The sequence below is a fragment of the Bradyrhizobium sp. S3.3.6 genome (assembly GCF_040546905.1).
In the GTDB taxonomy this organism is placed as follows: domain Bacteria; phylum Pseudomonadota; class Alphaproteobacteria; order Rhizobiales; family Xanthobacteraceae; genus Bradyrhizobium; species Bradyrhizobium cytisi.
On the sequence record NZ_JBEPOT010000001.1, the window covers coordinates 916691 to 932500 of the forward strand.

Genomic DNA, 15810 nt, shown 5'->3' on the forward strand with positions numbered 1-15810 from the left:
GGACGCGACGCAGCACGAAGTGATGCGGCGCAGAGCCGGGGCCCATTGTGGCTCCTGGGTCCCGGCTCTGCGGAGCGGCACTTCGCGCCGCACCGCGTCCGGGACACAAGATCTCTTATCTACCCTTGGTCGGGATCTTGTTATACGGCACATCCTTGTCGACGCGGATGTCGTCGGGCAGGCCCAGCACGCGCTCCGCGATGATGTTGCGCAAAATCTCGTCGGTGCCGCCGGCGATGCGCATCGAGGGCGAGGACAGCAGCATCTGCTGGAATTGCCCCTGCGCCGTTTCCTCGTCCACGCCCGTGAGAACTCCGGCCGCGCCCTGGAGGTCCATCGCGTAGGTCGCGATGTCCTGAAGCATCATGCCAGACACCAGCTTGCCGATGGAATTCTCCGGGCCCGGCCGCTCGCCCTTGGACAGCGACGAGATCGCGCGGTAGCTGGTGTATTTCAGCCCGCTCGATTTCACCGCCCAGCTCGCAAGCTTCGAGCGCACGGCGGGATCGTCGATGGCAAGGCCATCCTCCAGCATCAAATTGGAGCAGAACTCGAACAATTCAGGCACGCCGGTCGCAAGGCGCGAGCCGATCGACATGCGCTCGTTCATCAGCGTGGTCAGCGACACGCTCCAGCCCTCGCCGACGGCGCCGAGCCGCTGGCTGTCGGGAATCACGACGTCGGTGAAATAGACCTCGTTGAACTCCTGCATGCCGTTGGCCTGCTTGATCGGCCGCACCTCGACGCCGGGGCTCTTCATGTCCAGGAAGAACATGGTGAGGCCCTTGTGCTTGGGCACGTTCGGATCGGTGCGCACGATCAACAGACCGAAGTCGGAATAATGTGCGCCCGAGGTCCAGATCTTCTGGCCGTTGACCACCCAATTGTCGCCGTTCTTCTCCGCGCGCGTGCGCAGACCCGCAACGTCGGAGCCGGCCGATGGCTCGGAGAACAGCTGACACCAGATCTCCTCGCCCGCGGCGAGCTTCGGCAGATAACGGCGCTTGGCATCTTCGCTGCCCCAGGCCATCACGGTTGGGCCGCACATGCCCTCGCCGATCTGGAACGGCTGCGTCAGCTTGCCGTAGACGCCCTCCTCCTGCTGCCAGATCACGCGCTCGATCGGCGTGGCGCCGCGGCCGCCATATTCCTTCGGCCAGTGCAGGCAGGCCCAGCCGCCCTCTGCCTTCTTCTTCTGCCAGGCCTTACCGACCTCGACCATGTCATGCTTCGCAAGCCTGATGCGGCCGAGCGAGGATTTTGACAGCTCCTGCTCAAACTCCTTCGGCGCGTTGGCGGCGACCCATCTGCGCGCGGTATCGCGGAATGCGGCTTCCTGCGGGGTGTCGTCGAAATTCATGGCGGACCTCTAACCTCTTCCCTTGGTCGGGATCTTGTTGAATGGCACGTCCTTGTCGACACGGATATCGCCGGGCAGACCCAAGACCCGCTCGGCGATGATGTTGCGCATGATCTCGTCAGTGCCGCCTTCCACGCGCGTTCCCGGCGCACGCAGCAGCATCGCCTGGAAACGGCCGGCGACTTCGGCAATTTCCGGACCGCTGACGACACCGCTCGCGCCCTGCAGATCCAATGCGTAGGCCGCGACGTCCTGGATCATCGATCCCGCGACCAGCTTGCCGATCGAGTTTTCCGGACCCGGCCGCTCGCCCTTCGACAGCGCCGAGATCGCCCGCATGCTGGTGTAGCGCAGGCCGCTCGCCTTCACCGCCCAGTTGGCGAGCTTCGAGCGCACCGCGCGATCCTCGATCGCAGGGCCGTCATCGAGCATCAGGCTCGAGCAATACTCGAACAGCTCCGGGAAGCCGGTCGACACGCCCGCACCGATCGACATGCGCTCGTTCATCAGCGTCGTCAGCGACACGTTCCAGCCGTCGCCGACCTCGCCGAGGCGCTGATGGTCGGGGATGCGAACATCGGTGAAATAGACCTCGTTGAAGTCGGAGGCACCGCTCGCCTGCTTGATTGGTCGCACTTCGACGCCCGGGCTCTTCATGTCCAGGAAGAACATGGTGAGGCCCTTGTGCTTGGGGACATCAGGATCGGTGCGGGTGAGCAGGATGCCGTAATCTGAATAATGCGCACCCGAGGTCCAGATCTTCTGGCCGTTGATGAGCCAGTCGTCGCCGTCCTTTTCCGCGCGCGTGCGCAAGCCTGCGACGTCCGAGCCGCCGGCAGGCTCGGAGAATAGCTGGCACCAGACCTTTTCGCCGGAGGCGAGCGGCGGCAGATAGTTCCGCTTATGCTCCTCGCGCGCGAACGCCATCATGGTCGGCCCGCACATGCCGTGGCCGATGATGAACATGCCGGAGAGCTTGCCGAACGGCCCTTCTTCTTGCTGCCAGATCACACGCTCGATCGGCGAGGCGCCGCGACCGCCATAGTCCTTCGGCCAGTGCAGGCACGCCCAGCCGGCGTCGGCTTTCTTCTTCTGCCAGGCCTTTGCCACTTCAAGGATGTTGGCGTTCTTGAGCTGGGTGCGGCCGAGCGACGATTTGCGCAGCTCCTCCTCGTATTGCTTGGGCGCGTTCGCGCCGATCCAGGCGCGGGCAGTGGCTCGGAATTCGGCTTCCTGCGGGGTGTCGTCGAAGTTCATGGCGTTGTCCTTCGCTTACGCCGCGTTCTTCTTGCGCATGCGGTCGATCAACTGATCTTCCCAATAAGACATGCTGCCGAGCCCAAGTGCCATCGCGTTGGCGCGGCGGTAGTACATGTGGCAGTCGAACTCCCAGGTGAAACCCATGCCGCCGTGAACCTGGATGTTGTTCTTGGCGCAGTGCTGGAACGCCTGCGTCGCGCTGATGCGCGCGGCAGCGGCGGCTTCCGGCAGCTCGGCCGCGTTGGTCGAGAGTGCCCAGGCACCATAATAGCTGTTGGAGCGCGCCAGCGTCGCCGAGACATACATGTCGGCCAGCATGTGCTTCACAGCCTGGAACGAGCCGATCTGGCGGCCGAAAGCGATACGGTCGAGTGCGTAGTCGCGGCCCATCTCAAGCGCGCGGTCGGAGCCACCGACCTGCTCGAAGGCGCACAGCACCGCGGCACGGTCGAGAATCTGAGTGAGGATGCTCCAGCCTTCGCCGGCAGCACCGAGCGGCTCCGCCTTGCAGTCCTTGAAAGTGATCTCGGCCTGCCCGCGGGTCGGATCGAGATTGGTGAGGCCTTTCACCTCGACGCCGCCGTCCCCAAGATCGACCAGGAACAGCGAAATGTCGCCGTCGCGACCGCTGGAGCCCGTCCGCGCAGCGACCACCGCGAAGTCGGCGATCGCACCATCCGCAACCGGCTTCTTGACGCCGTTGAGCACGCCATTCGCAGCGGTCAGCTTGACGTTCTTCGGCGCCGGATTGCCCTTGCCCTCGAACAGCGCCAGCGTGCCGATCGCCTTGCCCGAGGCGATCGCCGGCAGCCACCTCTTCTTTTGCGCGTCGCTGCCGGCGATCAGCAGCGCTTCGGCAGCCAGATACACCGTCGAAGAGAACGGCACCGGCGCATTGGCGCGGCCCATCTCCTCCGCGATCACACAGAGTTCGAGATGCCCGGCACCCGCACCGCCGAACTCCTCGGGGATCGCGACGCCGAGGAAACCCATCTCGGCGAGGCCCTTCCACAGTTCCTTGTCGTAGGGCGCCTTGCCGTCGAGCACGACGCGCACCGCCTTGGGCGAGCATTTTTCAGCGAGGAATTTGCGCGCCTGGTCGCGGAGCTGCTTCTGGTCGTCAGAGAAATCGAAGTTCATGGCCCGTACCCGTGTTGAATGATGTCGATTACTTGAGAATGATGACGTCCTGGTCAGGCTTGTCCGCATAGAGCCGATCGACCAGCGCAGCGCGCCGTTCCAGGCCGGCGCGCTGGTTGATGTAGCCCTTGTCGGTGAGCTCATTTCCGTCGATCGAGGGCGGCTCGGCCATCAGCGTCGCGCGCGCGATGATGCGGCTGCTGGCGCCTTCGCACTCCTTGTTGTGGGCCTCTAACCCACGCCTGAAGCAGGCAATCACCTCGGGATGTTTTACAGCATCCTCGAAGCTGAGATCGGCATTGCCGACGAGCTGGCGGCACGCATGCAGGTTCGGCCAGGCGAGGAGCCCGATAAAGGCGCGGTCCTGTCCCGCGACCAGCGCGTCATGCACGACGGGCGTCGCCGCGGCGATCGCATCGGTGCGGAGCGAGCCGACATGCACGAAAGTGCCGGTGGTGAGCTTGAAGTCCTCGACCACGCGCCCGGCAAAGATGATGCCCTTCACCGGATCGGCATCGTCGACGAAAATACCGGCATCGCCGATGCAGTAGAACCCCTCCTCGTCGAACATCTTCTTTGTGAGATCAGGCTGGCCAAAGTAGCCGGGCGTGACATTGACGCCGCGCAGGCGCAGCTCGTATTTCGAACCGCACGGCACCATCTTCAGCTCGACGCCGGGGAACGGCAGGCCGATCAGACCGACGCGCTCGGTGTCCCAATAGGTGCCGGTCGAGGTCGGCGCCGTCTCGGTCGAGCCCCAGCCGGTATAGAACACGATGCGCTCGCCGGTGGTCTTTACCGCGAGAGCCTGCATGCGGTCGTAGAGATCGTCGGGCAGCCTCGCGCCGCCATAGGCCATGATCGACAGGTTCTTGAAAAACGAATGGCACAGCGCATCGTCCTTCTCCATCGCAGCAGCGAGCGCCGCGTAGCCGGCCGGCACGTTTGCGTAATAGGTCGGCGAGATCTCGCGCAGGTTCTTGATAGTCTCTTCCAACTGCCCCGGCATCGGCCGGCCGTCGTCGATATAGAGCGTGCCGCCCTCGACCAGCACCGGGTGGAATGCGGCATTGCCGCCCATCGTGTGATTCCAGGGCATCCAGTCCAGCACCGTGGCGAGCGGACCGCCCGGCCTGCGCGGCCGCACCTGCATCATCATCGCTGCATTGGCGCACATCATCTCTTGCGTGTTGATGACGGCCTTGGGCATGCCGGTCGAGCCCGACGTGAACAGTAGCTTGCCGACGGTATCGGGCGTGATCTTCGCGATCGATTCGTCGACATCAGGCGTCACCGGCGTGACTGCAAGCTCGGCAAAGCTGACGCTCTTGACGCCATCGCAGGGCCGCACGACGTGAACGACGGTGACGCCGGTGAGATCGAGCGCTTTCAGCGCCTTCTCGAAGGTCGGGCCGTCCTGCACCATCACCACGGCCGGCTTGATCAGGTCGAACAGGTATTTCAGCTTGACATGATCATGGCTCATTAACGAATAGGCCGGCGACACTGGAGCCGCCGGGACGCGCGCCTGCATCGCGGCCTGCGTCATCAGCGCGTGCTCGATCGAATTGCCGGAGAGGATCGTGACAGGGCGTCCCTCGAGCTTGAGGTTCAGCAGCGCCTGCGTCAGCGCATCGACGGTGCGCTTGGCTTCGCCATACGACACCTTGCGCCACTCGCGATTGGGACCGCCGCGTTGCGCCAGCCAGATGCGCTCGGGCGCTTGCCTCGCCCACTTCGCGAGCGAGGCCGGAAGATGCTTCTCGTAAGCCTGCAAGGGAATGCGCGACTTGAGCACCACCGCGCCGTCAGCGCGGCGTTCGACGTCGATGTCGCGCGCCAGCCACTCGACCTTGCGAAAGGCGGGCTTCGCCATCACCGCCGCCGCGCTTCCACTCATTTTGCGTCTCCCGGAATTATTGTCCTTTGCGGATCTTCGTTGTTCAGTGCTTGATATAGACAGGCTTTCGCTTCTCAAGGAAGGCCCTGATGTCTTCCGAAAATTCCTCGGAGCGGCGCGCCATCGCGGCCTTAAGGTCGAGGCCAGCACAAAAATTCTTGCTAGGTCGCTGACCGAGAACTCGCTTGGGTGCGGGGTCTGCCTCCACGGACACATACCCCTCATCCGGCGCTTCGCGCCACCTTCTCCCTCAAGGGGAGAAGGAAGAAGAGCCTACCGCGGCGCCATACGGATGGCGCCGTCGAGACGGATGGTCTCGCCGTTGAGCATCGGGTTCTCGACCATGTGCACGGCGAGCGCGCCGTATTCCTTGGCATCGCCAAGGCGCGAGGGATGCGGCACCTGGGCCCCCAGGCTCTTGCGGGCTTCCTCGTTCAGGCCCATCAGTAACGGCGTGAAGAACAGGCCGGGCGCGATGGTGTTGACGCGTATCTTCTGGCTGGCGAGGTCGCGCGCGGCCGGCAGGGTGAGGCCGACAACGCCGCCCTTCGAGGCTGAATAAGCAATCTGACCGATCTGGCCTTCATAGGCAGCGACAGACGCCGTGTTGATGATGACGCCGCGCTCTTCACCGATCGGCTCGATCGTGACGAGGCGCTCGGCGAACAGGCGCAGGCAGTTGAACGTGCCGATCAGATTGACGTTGATGATGCGTGCGAACTTCTCCAAGGGATAGACGCCGTCGCGGCCGACGATGCGCTGCGAGCCGCCGATGCCGGCGCAGTTCATCAGCACGCGGGCAACGCCGTGCGCGGCTTCCGCCTTCGCGATCGCGGCCTTGATCTGCTCCTCGCTGGTGACGTCGGCATGGAGCGCGACGCCCTTCACTTCGGCGGCGACCTTCTCGGCGTTATCCTTGTTCTGGTCGATCACGCCGATCTTGGCGCCCTTGGCAGCCATGGCGCGCGCGGTCGCTTCACCAAGACCCGAACCACCACCGGTGATGAGAACGGCTACGTCTTTCAATTCCATGACAGGCTACCTTTCCTTGGGCGTTTCTTCTCTAGACTTGAGAGTGATGGCCGGATTATCCGACCGCGGCAGCTTCCTCGGCTTGCGTGAGGATGCCGCCGCAGATCAGCGTTTCCATGTGCTTGATATATTGCCGGCAGACGTCGTCGGTGACCGGGCCGACGCCGGTCGCGCGAGACATCGCGTGCCGGCCGAAGAACAGGTGGTCGCAGGCGCCGATCAGGCTGGTGTAGAACAGCACCGGATCGGTGGCGCGGAACTCGCCGCGGCTGACGCCCTCAGCGAGCAGGCGGCGATGAAAGTCGAGCAGCGGTGCGACGAAGAATTTTGAAACTTCGTCCGCGGAGCCGGCAACGCTCTCGTGCAGGAGATAATGGATCAGCCGGTTCATGTAGGGAAACCGGTGATAGGCGCGGATGATGCCGCCGATATGCAGCTTCAGCTTCGCCGTGGAGGTGATCTGCTGCGCCAGCAGATATTCCAGATTGGACATTTCTGTCGCGGCGTCGCGCGCGAGCAGCGCCAGCAGCAGGCCGTCCTTGTTGCCGAAATGATATTTGACCAGCGCGGCATTGGCACCGGACTTCTGGGCGATGTCGGAGAGCGAGATCTCGATCGAGGAGCGTTCGATCATCAGCTCGCTTGCGGCCATGAGCAATTTCTCTGCCGTGGAATTCTTTCCGCCCGGAAGCCTGTTCGGTACGCTGGTAGTCACGGAAATCCTTTGTTCTCGGCGCTTGAAGCGGGCCGCAGATAAGCCCAAGCAGCGCCTCCCCACAAGAGTTAATTGATCGATTGACTAAACGATATGTCATCCATTAAATCCGCCCCCGACAACCCAAACCAATTCAGAACAATCATGGGAGAGACCGAAATGGCCGAGGCTTATATCGTCGCCGCTGCGCGTACCGCGGGCGGGCGCAAGGGGGGCCGCCTCGCCGGCTGGCATCCGGCCGATCTCGCCGCAAAGGTGCTCGACGAGCTGGTCGATCGCACCAAGGTCGATCCTGCGCTGGTCGAGGACGTGATCATGGGCTGCGTGATGCAGGTCGGTGAGCAGTCCAACAACGTCGCGCGCAACGCGATCATGGCCTCGAAGCTGCCGGAGAGCGTGCCGGGCACCTCGATCGACCGCCAGTGCGGCTCCTCGCAGCAGGCGCTGCATTTCGCGGCGCAAGCCGTGATGTCGGGCACGATGGACGTGGTGATCGCGGCCGGTGTGGAATCCATGACGCGCGTGCCGATGGGCCTGTCGTCGCAGCTCCCGGCCAAGAACGGCTTTGGCAATTACAAGAGCCCGGGCATCGAGCACAAATATCCGAACATCGTGTTCAGCCAGTTCACCGGCGCGGAGATGATGGCCGAGAAATACGGCCTGTCGAAGGACGATCTCGACGAATATTCCTACAACAGCCATCAGCGCGCGATCGCGGCGACACAAGCCGGTTACTTCAAGAAGGAGATCGTGCCGCTCGAGATCACCCGTGCCGACGGCAGCAAGGACACCCATCACATCGACGAAGGCATCCGCTTCGACGCCACACTCGAAGGCATCAAGGGCGTCAAGCTGATCGCCGAGAACGGCAAGCTCACCGCGGCGAGCGCCAGCCAGATCTGCGACGGCGCCTCCGGCGTGATGGTCGTGAACGAGCGCGGCCTCAAGCAGCTCGGCGCCACGCCGCTGGCGCGCATCCACCACATGACCATGACTGGCGGCGATCCCGTCATCATGCTCGACGCGCCGCTGCACGCCACCAAGCGCGCATTGGAGAAGGCCGGCATGAAGGTCGGCGACATCGACCTGTTCGAGGTCAACGAGGCCTTCGCTTCGGTGCCGACCGGCTGGCTGAAGACCACCGGCGCCGATCCGGCACGCCTCAACGTCAATGGCGGCGCGATCGCGCTCGGCCATCCGCTCGGCGGCTCCGGCACCAAGCTGATGACGACGCTGGTCCACGCCCTGCATCAGCGCGGCAAGCGCTATGGCCTGCAGACCATGTGCGAAGGCGGCGGCATGGCGAATGTGACGATCGTGGAGCGGCTGTAAGAAAGGGCGAGTGGCGAGTAGCGAATAGCGAGCAGGTGAAATGCCCGCGCTCGGTCGACTTCGAAGCCGGGCTGCCGCGCACACCGACGGGCAAGCTGGTGAAGCGGCATCTGTGAGACAGGTATTGGCCGAAGACCGTGGCGAAGATCTAGCGCCGTATCAGTCAAACAAGCTGGGCGTGTGGTTCACCAGCGCGCCTTCGATCTCGAGCATCTTCAGCTTCGTCACCACGCCGCCATTTGCCGAGAAGCCGCCGGGCTTGTTGCCGGCCGCCAGCACGCGATGGCAGGGCACGACGATCGGACACGGGTTGTGCCCGAGCGCCTGGCCGACGTCGCGCGACAGCTGGACGCCGCCCAGCTGCTTGGCGATGTCGCCATAGGTGATGGTCTTGCCGGGCGGGATCGCGCGGGCGATCTCGTAGACGCCGCGGTTGAAGTCGGGCACGCCATCGAGATCCAGCGGGATGTCTGTGAGGTCATCCGGCTCACCCGCGAGCAGTTTGACGATGCGGTCGATCGCCTGCTGCACTTCAGGGGTCGGCTCGGCCTCGCTGGCGTCGGCGTGGCGCTGGCTGATGCGGGTGCGGATCTTCTCCTCGCCGCCCATCGGCAGTTGCGTGCCGTTGATGCCGCGCGGGCCCCAGGCGATGGCGCAGAGGCCGATCCTGGTGTCGAACAGTGCAAAATGCTGGTCGGTCATGGCTTGGTTCCTGAGCTCGCGTCCTTGTCGCATGCCCCCATCGTGATCTCAGCCTGAATCTAGGCTTGGAAATAGTTGCGATCCACCCGATTTCCGGGAATCTTGCACAGGAGTTCCGCCCCGTTCTGCGAGCCAAGAATGCAAAGCCTCCACGTCAACGGATACGATATGCCCTATCTCGACGTGGGCGAGGACAGAGGCGGCCCGCCGCTGGTCTGCGTGCACGGCTCGCTGTCCGACTTCCGCATCTGGGGCTGCGTGCTCGGGCCGCTGACGCGGCGGCACCGGATGGTCGCTGTCAGCCTGCGGCACTTCTTCCCGGCCCAATGGGACGGCATCGGCGACACCTATTCGATTGCCCAGCATGTCAGCGACGTCATCGCCTTTATCGAGAAGCTCGATCTCGGCCCGGTCGATTTGATGGGACATTCCCGCGGCGGCCACATCTGCTTCCGTGTCGCGCAAGCGAGGCCGGATCTGCTGCGGCGGCTCGTCCTCGCCGAACCCGGCGGCGAGCTCGATGCGAGCCTCGATCCCGAGTATGTCGGCGGCCCGTCGCCGCTGCTGGCGCGGTTCACGGCCTCGGCCGAGAAGATCGCGGCCGGCGATGTCGATGGTGGCCTCGCCGTCTTCGTCGACACGCTGGAAGGACCCGGCACCTGGTCACGGCTGCCGGCGATGGTGAAGCAGAATTTGCGCGACAACGCCTATACCTTGATCGGCCAGGTTCGCGACAATCGCCCGCCGTTCTCGAAGGCCGATGCGGAGGCGATTCAGATGCCGACGCTGTTCGTCTTGGGCGCGCGAACCAGGGGCCTGCTGCCAAAGGTGCTGCATGCGCTCGCCGCACATGTGCCCTATTCCAGGACGGCGATCATTCCGAACGCGACGCACCCGATGTTCGAGCAGGCGCCGGTGGAATTCGCCGAGGCGGTGCGCAGGTTCCTGGCGGAGTAGCGGGCGAGACTATTTTTGCCGAAAACAACCCCATGCACAGTAGACCGCCCCAATAAAATCAAAGACTTGGTGATATCAAAAACAAAACAAAACAGGAGGACGACCCATGAAACTGTCCGAGGCGCAATTGGAGTTCTTCCAGCGCGAGGGCTGGCTGTTCCTGCCCGAATTGTTCAGCCAGGAGGAGGTCGATTTGCTCGCGCGCGAGGCGGTTGGCATTTACGACGCCAACCGGCCGGAGGTCTGGCGCGAGAAGAGCGGCGCGCCGCGCACGGCCTTTGCCGCGCATCTCTACAATGATGCGTTCGGCATTCTGGGGGCGCATCCGCGCATGATCGATCCCGTGGAGCAGGTGTTCGGAGAGCCTGTCTACATGCACCAGTTCAAGATCAACGCGAAATCGGCCTTTACCGGCGACGTCTGGCAATGGCACCAGGATTACGGCACCTGGAAGCGCGACGACGGCATGCCGGAGCCGCGCGCGATGAACATCGCGATCTTCCTCGACGAGGTGATGCCGATCAACGGACCCCTGATGCTGGTGCCGCAGAGCCAGAACGCCGGCGATCTCAAGGCCTCGCATGACCTCGCCACCACGTCGTATCCACTGTGGACGCTGGACGAGGACACGGTGACGCGGCTGGTCAAGCAGGGCGGCATCGTCGCGCCGACCGGCAAGGGAGGCGGCATGCTGATGTTCCACGGCAATCTCGTGCACGGCTCGGCCGGCAACATCACGCCCTACCCGCGCAAGATCGTGTACCTGACGCTGAACGCGGTCTCGAACTACATCCGCACCCCGACGCGGCCGGACTACATCGCGCACCGCGATTTTGCGCCGATCAGGAAGGTGGACGACGACGCGCTTCTGCGGCTGGCCCGTGCGCCGCGGCAGGCGGCGGAGTAAGGTATCGTGCCCCGGACGCAGCGCAGCGTCCCTTCGACGATGCGCTGCTGAGCCGGGGCCCACGCCACGCGGATAGTTTTTCTCTGGGTCCCGGCTCTGCGGAGCGGCACTTCGCGCCGCACCGCGTCCGGGACACGATCATAATCGGAATCCCCCATGAACCTCTTCCGCCTCCTCCAGGCCCGCGCATCCGCCGGCAAGCCTGTCCGTGTCGCGCTGATCGGCGCCGGCAAATTCGGCTCGATGTTTCTGGCACAGGTACCGCACACGCCGGGTCTGGAAGTGCCCATCATTGTCGACATCGACCGCGAGCGCGCGCGCGAGGCCTGCCGCACCGTCGGCTGGAGCGCCGAGCGGATTTCGGCCACCGTCTTCACCGATGACGGCGCACGCGCCATCGCTGGCGGCGCGATGGATGTGGTGGTGGAGGCGACCGGAAATCCGGCCGTCGGCATCAAGCATGCGCGCGCCGCGATTGCGGCCGGCAAGCATATCGTGATGGTGAATGTCGAGGCCGACGTGCTGGCCGGTCCGCTGCTCGCCGAAGAGGCGCGGAAAGCAGACGTCGTCTATTCGCTCGCCTATGGCGACCAGCCGGCGTTGACGGCGGAGATGGTGGACTGGGCCCGCGCCACCGGCTTTCGCGTCGTCGCCGCCGGCAAAGGGACAAAATATCTGCCGGCCTATCACGACGTGACGCCGGACGGCGTCTGGCAGCATTATGGCCTCACCGCCGGCGAGGCGCAGTCGGCCGGCATGAATCCGCAGATGTTCAACTCCTTCCTCGACGGCACCAAGTCGGCGATCGAGATGGCCGCGATCGCGAACGCCTGCGGTCTCGACGTGCCGGCGGAAGGACTGTTGTTTCCACCCTGCGGCGTCGATGATCTCCCGCACATCATGCGGCCGCGCTCGCGCGGCGGCGTGCTGGAGCGCTCCGGCGTGGTCGAGGTCGTTTCCTCGATCGAGCGCGACGGAAGGCCGGTGTTTCGCGATCTGCGCTGGGGCGTCTATGTCGTGCTGGAGGCGCCGAACGACTACGCCGCCGACTGTTTCAAGCAATACGGCCTGAAGACCGACGGCAGCGGACGCTTCGCTGCGATGTACAAGCCCTATCATCTGATCGGGCTTGAGCTGAACATCTCGGTGCTGTCGGCCGCGCTGCGAGGCGAGCCGACCGGCCAGCCCTACGGCTTCCGCGGCGATGTCGCGTCCGTGGCCAAGCGAAACTTGCGCGCCGGCGAGATGCTGGACGGCGAAGGCGGCTACACCGTGTGGGGCAAGCTGGTGCCGGCGGCCTCGAGCCTGAAGGCGGGCGCTCTGCCGATCGGGCTGGCGCATCGGCTCAAGCTGAAGCAGGACGTCGCCCATGGCGAGATGGTGCGCTGGGGCGATGTCGAGTTCGACGCCAGCAACGAGACGATAAGGACGCGGAAAGCGATGGAAGCGGCATTCGTAAAGGCAGATTAGAGGCCGTGTACTCATAAATCGAGATTCAATAGCGCGGCTTGAGCGATGCGATGCTTTGCTTTGCTTTGCTTTGCTTTGCTTTGCTTTGCTTTGCTTTGCTTTGCTTTGCTTTGCGGACTCAAACTGGACATCGCCTCAGGTCAGCCAGGGGGCCAATAGCGGTCATGCCTTTTAGAACCCCTTACCACCATAAATGCGGTGAACCTTGGGCTGTTCTTAGTTCCTGTTCGCACTGATCGTCGTTTCTCCATCACATCGCTCACGGTGAAGCTCGCCGCCTTCCGTCGCTATCAAGATTGATCTGCGAAGCTGTCGCCGAACATCAGCAGACCGCTCCGTGCTCTCGCCGGTTAACTGATCTCGTCGACCCGGTCTGGGTAGAAGGCGACGTAGTCCTTGATCTGCGCCACCGCTTCAAAGGGCGCCTCATAAGTCCACACCGCATTGACCGAACGATCTCCTCCAACCGGAATGCTGTAATAGGAGGCGTCGCCCTTGTAGGGACAGTGCGAAGTGTGTTCGGTCCGCGTGAGCGCGGTCATATCGACGTCCCGACGGGGGATATACTGAACGGGCGGATAGGACGCCTCGCGCAGCGTTAGCGCAGCGCTTGTGTCTGCGACGGTCTTTCTGCCGATCTTGACCACGATGCGCGACGGGTTCGCCTCGATCGAAATCTGGTGATCGGCTCCCGGAATCTTCACCACTTTGTCAGCCATGATTTGCATCCTTTTCAGTTGGAAACGGGGTCTTGGGCGGCGTTTCCATGTCCTAGCTCCGTGTCCCAGCCTGCTAAATTCCTTCCGAGACGATGGAGGGGAATGGCAGCCGCTCGGCGGGTTGCAGGTTCGCATCGTCGCCTTGCAGTGACGACCTGAGGAACTGGTCGGCTTGCGACACGAAGAGTTCGGGGTACTGGTAGAACGACCCGTGATTTGCATCCGGATAAAGGATCAGCTGCGCATTCGGCAGGTTTTGCTGCAGGATGTAAGAGTTCACCGTAGGTATGATGACATCGTTACTGCCCTGCACGATCAGCGTCGGCTGACGGATATTTTTCAGACGGTCGAAGACGCTCTCGGCCGGAGCGATGTATTTGCCGATGGCTTCGCGCTGCGCGGACGCAGCTTCTCCGCTCACCTCGGGATCGCGATCGTCGCGGGAAAGCTTGCGTTCCAGAAAGGCGAGACCTGCGGCCTGGCTCGAAGGGGACGGCGAGAAGTGAACGGCGAGCCAGAGATACTCCGGCGAGTCGTAGGTGGCAGCGAATATCTCCGCTGATCTGCTCGTTGCCATGTCAGCCCCACGCGGCCCGGTTCCGACGAGAATGAGCCGGCGAACTAGATCGGGAGCCTGGATTGCAATTTCCTGGGCGACCATGCCGCCGATGGAAAAGCCGAGCACGTCGACCTCGGTAAGCCCGAGAGCCTTGATGAAGGCGATCGCATTTGCACCCATTTCCTGAAAGCTTGTCGGGACCCGGCCTGAACTGCTCGAGACGCCCGCATTATTGAAGAGGATCACCTCGTTGTTACCGCCCAGACCATCGGTGACGGCGGGGTCCCAATGATCCATGGTCCCGCGGAAATGCTGGTTGAAGACCAGCGGCACGCCACCTGCCCGGCCGAAGCGGCGATAGGCGAAGCGGATGCCGTTGGCCTCGATGAACCGCGTGGGAGCGGTCTGGTGATTGTGTTGGGTCATGGAAAGCCCCTGACAGTCAGTGGCTCTTGCCGCCATCGACATGGAGGACATGGCCGGTGATGTATGAGGCTCCTTCCGACGCGATGAAGACGATCGCATTGGCAAGCTCCTCCGAGAGGCCGAGGCGGGCCATCGGCACGGTCGTCACCAGAGCCGCCTTGTTCTCGGGCGTGCCGGTGAAGCGGGTCAACATGCCGGTGTCGGTCGGACCGGGAGCCACGGCATTCACACGGACGCCCGACTTTGCGAGTTCGAGCGCCACCGACTTGGTAATGCCTTCCACGGCGTGCTTGCTGCCGACATAGATGGACGCTCCGGCCGCGCCCTCATGCCCGTAGGTCGAGGAGATGTTGATGATGTTGCCGCTGCCCTGTCCCTTCATGACGCGGGCTTCGTGCTTCATGCTCAGCAGCACGCCGAGAACATTGGTGTCGAACGTCGCGGCGTAGCTTTCCGCGGTCTGGTCCGTAATCGGGCCGGGTTTGCCTTCGGTGCCGGCATTGTTCACCGCGACATCGAGACGCCCGAAGCGCTCGACCGTGCGGTCGACAAGGCGACGGACATCGTCTTCCTTGCGCACGTCGGCTTGGACGAACTCGGCTTCGGCACCAGACGCACGGAGTTCGCGGACCAAGGCCTCCCCGGCATCCGGCTTTCTCCCGGAAACAACGACCCGATGGCCTGCTTTTGCGAACGCGACTGCTGCAGCGCGGCCGATGCCAGTGAGGGCCCCCGTGATCAATACGACTGACGATGACATGACTATCTCCTTGAAAAAGCGAATGTTTGAGCAGAGGTGGCTCCTCTGCTCTGGGCCGCCCGTCGTCTCCATCCCTTCGGTGAGGCGAAAGAAACCGCGGCGTTGGGCCGAAGATGAGCGCTCTTCAACGCTTTGAAAATTGGGCCGCAATTCCAAACATATCGGACTAAAATGTCCAAAATGGAGGTTCGCCCATGGACAGTCTGACGTCGCTCAATGCCTTCGTACGGGCGGCGGAAGCCCGAAATTTCACGGTCGCGGGACGGCAGCTTGGCGTGTCGTCGTCAGCGATCGGCAAGGCGGTAGCGCGGATGGAGGAACGGCTCGGCGTGCGCCTTCTCCATCGCAGCACGCGCAGCATCACGCTCACCGCGGAAGGTGCCCGGTTTCTGGAGCGCTGCCGTCGCATCTTTGCTGAGATTGAAGCGGCCGAGCTTGAGCTGTCGCAGACGCACGAAACTCCGCGCGGCACGCTGCGTGTCGCCCTGCCATTGGCCGGCATGCTGATGATGCCCACTCTGGTCGCGTTCATGCGGGCATATCCGGAGATAACATTGGATCTCGATTTCAG

General features: G+C 63.4%; 15 protein-coding genes (1 of these 15 running past the window's edge). 5 read left to right on the forward strand and 10 right to left on the reverse strand.

The features are described 5' to 3' along the window. Positions 1–115 precede the first annotated feature (115 nt). The 6 genes from ABID59_RS04410 to ABID59_RS04435 all read right to left on the reverse strand — a co-directional run bounded on the left by ABID59_RS04410 (position 116) and on the right by ABID59_RS04435 (position 7344). Complete coding sequence (locus ABID59_RS04410) at positions 116–1360, reverse strand: acyl-CoA dehydrogenase (protein ID WP_354082544.1); 1245 nt, start codon at positions 1358–1360, stop codon at positions 116–118. 9 nt (positions 1361–1369) lie between these two features. Continuing rightward, positions 1370–2617 carry an acyl-CoA dehydrogenase gene (locus tag ABID59_RS04415; protein ID WP_354082545.1) on the reverse strand — a complete coding sequence of 416 codons (1248 nt, stop codon included), beginning with the start codon at positions 2615–2617 and terminating at the stop codon, positions 1370–1372. Between the two features lie 15 nt (positions 2618–2632). Further along, a complete protein-coding gene (locus ABID59_RS04420; protein ID WP_354082546.1) occupies positions 2633–3760 on the reverse strand; it encodes an acyl-CoA dehydrogenase family protein in 1128 nt (375 codons plus the stop codon). 28 nt (positions 3761–3788) lie between these two features. Further along, a complete protein-coding gene (locus tag ABID59_RS04425) occupies positions 3789–5660 on the reverse strand; it encodes an AMP-binding protein (protein ID WP_354082547.1) in 1872 nt (623 codons plus the stop codon). A gap of 273 nt (positions 5661–5933) precedes the next feature. Beyond that, positions 5934–6692, reverse strand: coding sequence for an SDR family NAD(P)-dependent oxidoreductase (locus ABID59_RS04430; RefSeq protein ID WP_212327383.1), 759 nt, complete (start codon positions 6690–6692; stop codon positions 5934–5936). Between the two features lie 55 nt (positions 6693–6747). Beyond that, positions 6748–7344 carry a TetR family transcriptional regulator gene (locus tag ABID59_RS04435; protein WP_246229909.1) on the reverse strand — a complete coding sequence of 199 codons (597 nt, stop codon included), beginning with the start codon at positions 7342–7344 and terminating at the stop codon, positions 6748–6750. A gap of 222 nt (positions 7345–7566) precedes the next feature. Here ABID59_RS04435 and ABID59_RS04440 point away from each other — a divergent pair, with 222 nt between their 5' ends. Continuing rightward, the gene (locus ABID59_RS04440) at positions 7567–8739 is read left to right on the forward strand and encodes an acetyl-CoA C-acetyltransferase (protein WP_354082548.1); all 1173 of its coding nucleotides are present in this window, start codon (positions 7567–7569) and stop codon (positions 8737–8739) included. Between the two features lie 159 nt (positions 8740–8898). Here the strand turns inward: ABID59_RS04440 and ABID59_RS04445 are convergent, their stop codons facing one another. After that, complete coding sequence (locus tag ABID59_RS04445) at positions 8899–9441, reverse strand: methylated-DNA--[protein]-cysteine S-methyltransferase (RefSeq protein WP_354082549.1); 543 nt, start codon at positions 9439–9441, stop codon at positions 8899–8901. A 138-nt stretch (positions 9442–9579) separates the two neighbouring features. On the opposite strand from ABID59_RS04445, the gene ABID59_RS04450 reads away from it, so the two are divergent. The 3 genes from ABID59_RS04450 to ABID59_RS04460 all read left to right on the forward strand — a co-directional run bounded on the left by ABID59_RS04450 (position 9580) and on the right by ABID59_RS04460 (position 12775). Continuing rightward, on the forward strand, positions 9580–10398 hold the full coding sequence (locus tag ABID59_RS04450; RefSeq protein WP_354082550.1) for an alpha/beta fold hydrolase: 819 nt from the start codon (positions 9580–9582) through the stop codon (positions 10396–10398). 106 nt (positions 10399–10504) lie between these two features. After that, entirely contained in the window at positions 10505–11305 is an 801-nt protein-coding gene (locus ABID59_RS04455; RefSeq protein ID WP_148751727.1) for a phytanoyl-CoA dioxygenase family protein, read from the forward strand. A 156-nt stretch (positions 11306–11461) separates the two neighbouring features. Next, positions 11462–12775: an NAD(P)H-dependent oxidoreductase gene (locus ABID59_RS04460; protein ID WP_354082551.1), complete on the forward strand. Its 1314-nt coding sequence runs from the start codon at positions 11462–11464 to the stop codon at positions 12773–12775. A 350-nt stretch (positions 12776–13125) separates the two neighbouring features. Here ABID59_RS04460 and ABID59_RS04465 read toward each other — a convergent pair whose 3' ends face one another. From ABID59_RS04465 to ABID59_RS04475, 3 genes are all read right to left on the reverse strand, one after another. Beyond that, a complete protein-coding gene (locus tag ABID59_RS04465; protein WP_354082552.1) occupies positions 13126–13494 on the reverse strand; it encodes a DUF427 domain-containing protein in 369 nt (122 codons plus the stop codon). A 73-nt stretch (positions 13495–13567) separates the two neighbouring features. Beyond that, complete coding sequence (locus tag ABID59_RS04470) at positions 13568–14521, reverse strand: alpha/beta fold hydrolase (protein WP_354082553.1); 954 nt, start codon at positions 14519–14521, stop codon at positions 13568–13570. Further along, the gene (locus ABID59_RS04475) at positions 14496–15239 is read right to left on the reverse strand and encodes an SDR family NAD(P)-dependent oxidoreductase (RefSeq protein WP_354032813.1); all 744 of its coding nucleotides are present in this window, start codon (positions 15237–15239) and stop codon (positions 14496–14498) included. The genes ABID59_RS04470 and ABID59_RS04475 overlap by 26 nt, the downstream gene beginning before the upstream one ends. A gap of 194 nt (positions 15240–15433) precedes the next feature. Here ABID59_RS04475 and ABID59_RS04480 point away from each other — a divergent pair, with 194 nt between their 5' ends. Beyond that, positions 15434–15810, forward strand: partial view of a LysR family transcriptional regulator gene (locus tag ABID59_RS04480; RefSeq protein WP_354082554.1) — the beginning only. It continues 574 nt past the right edge of the window; only the first 377 of its 951 coding nucleotides appear in the window; the start codon lies at positions 15434–15436; its stop codon lies beyond the right edge, outside the window.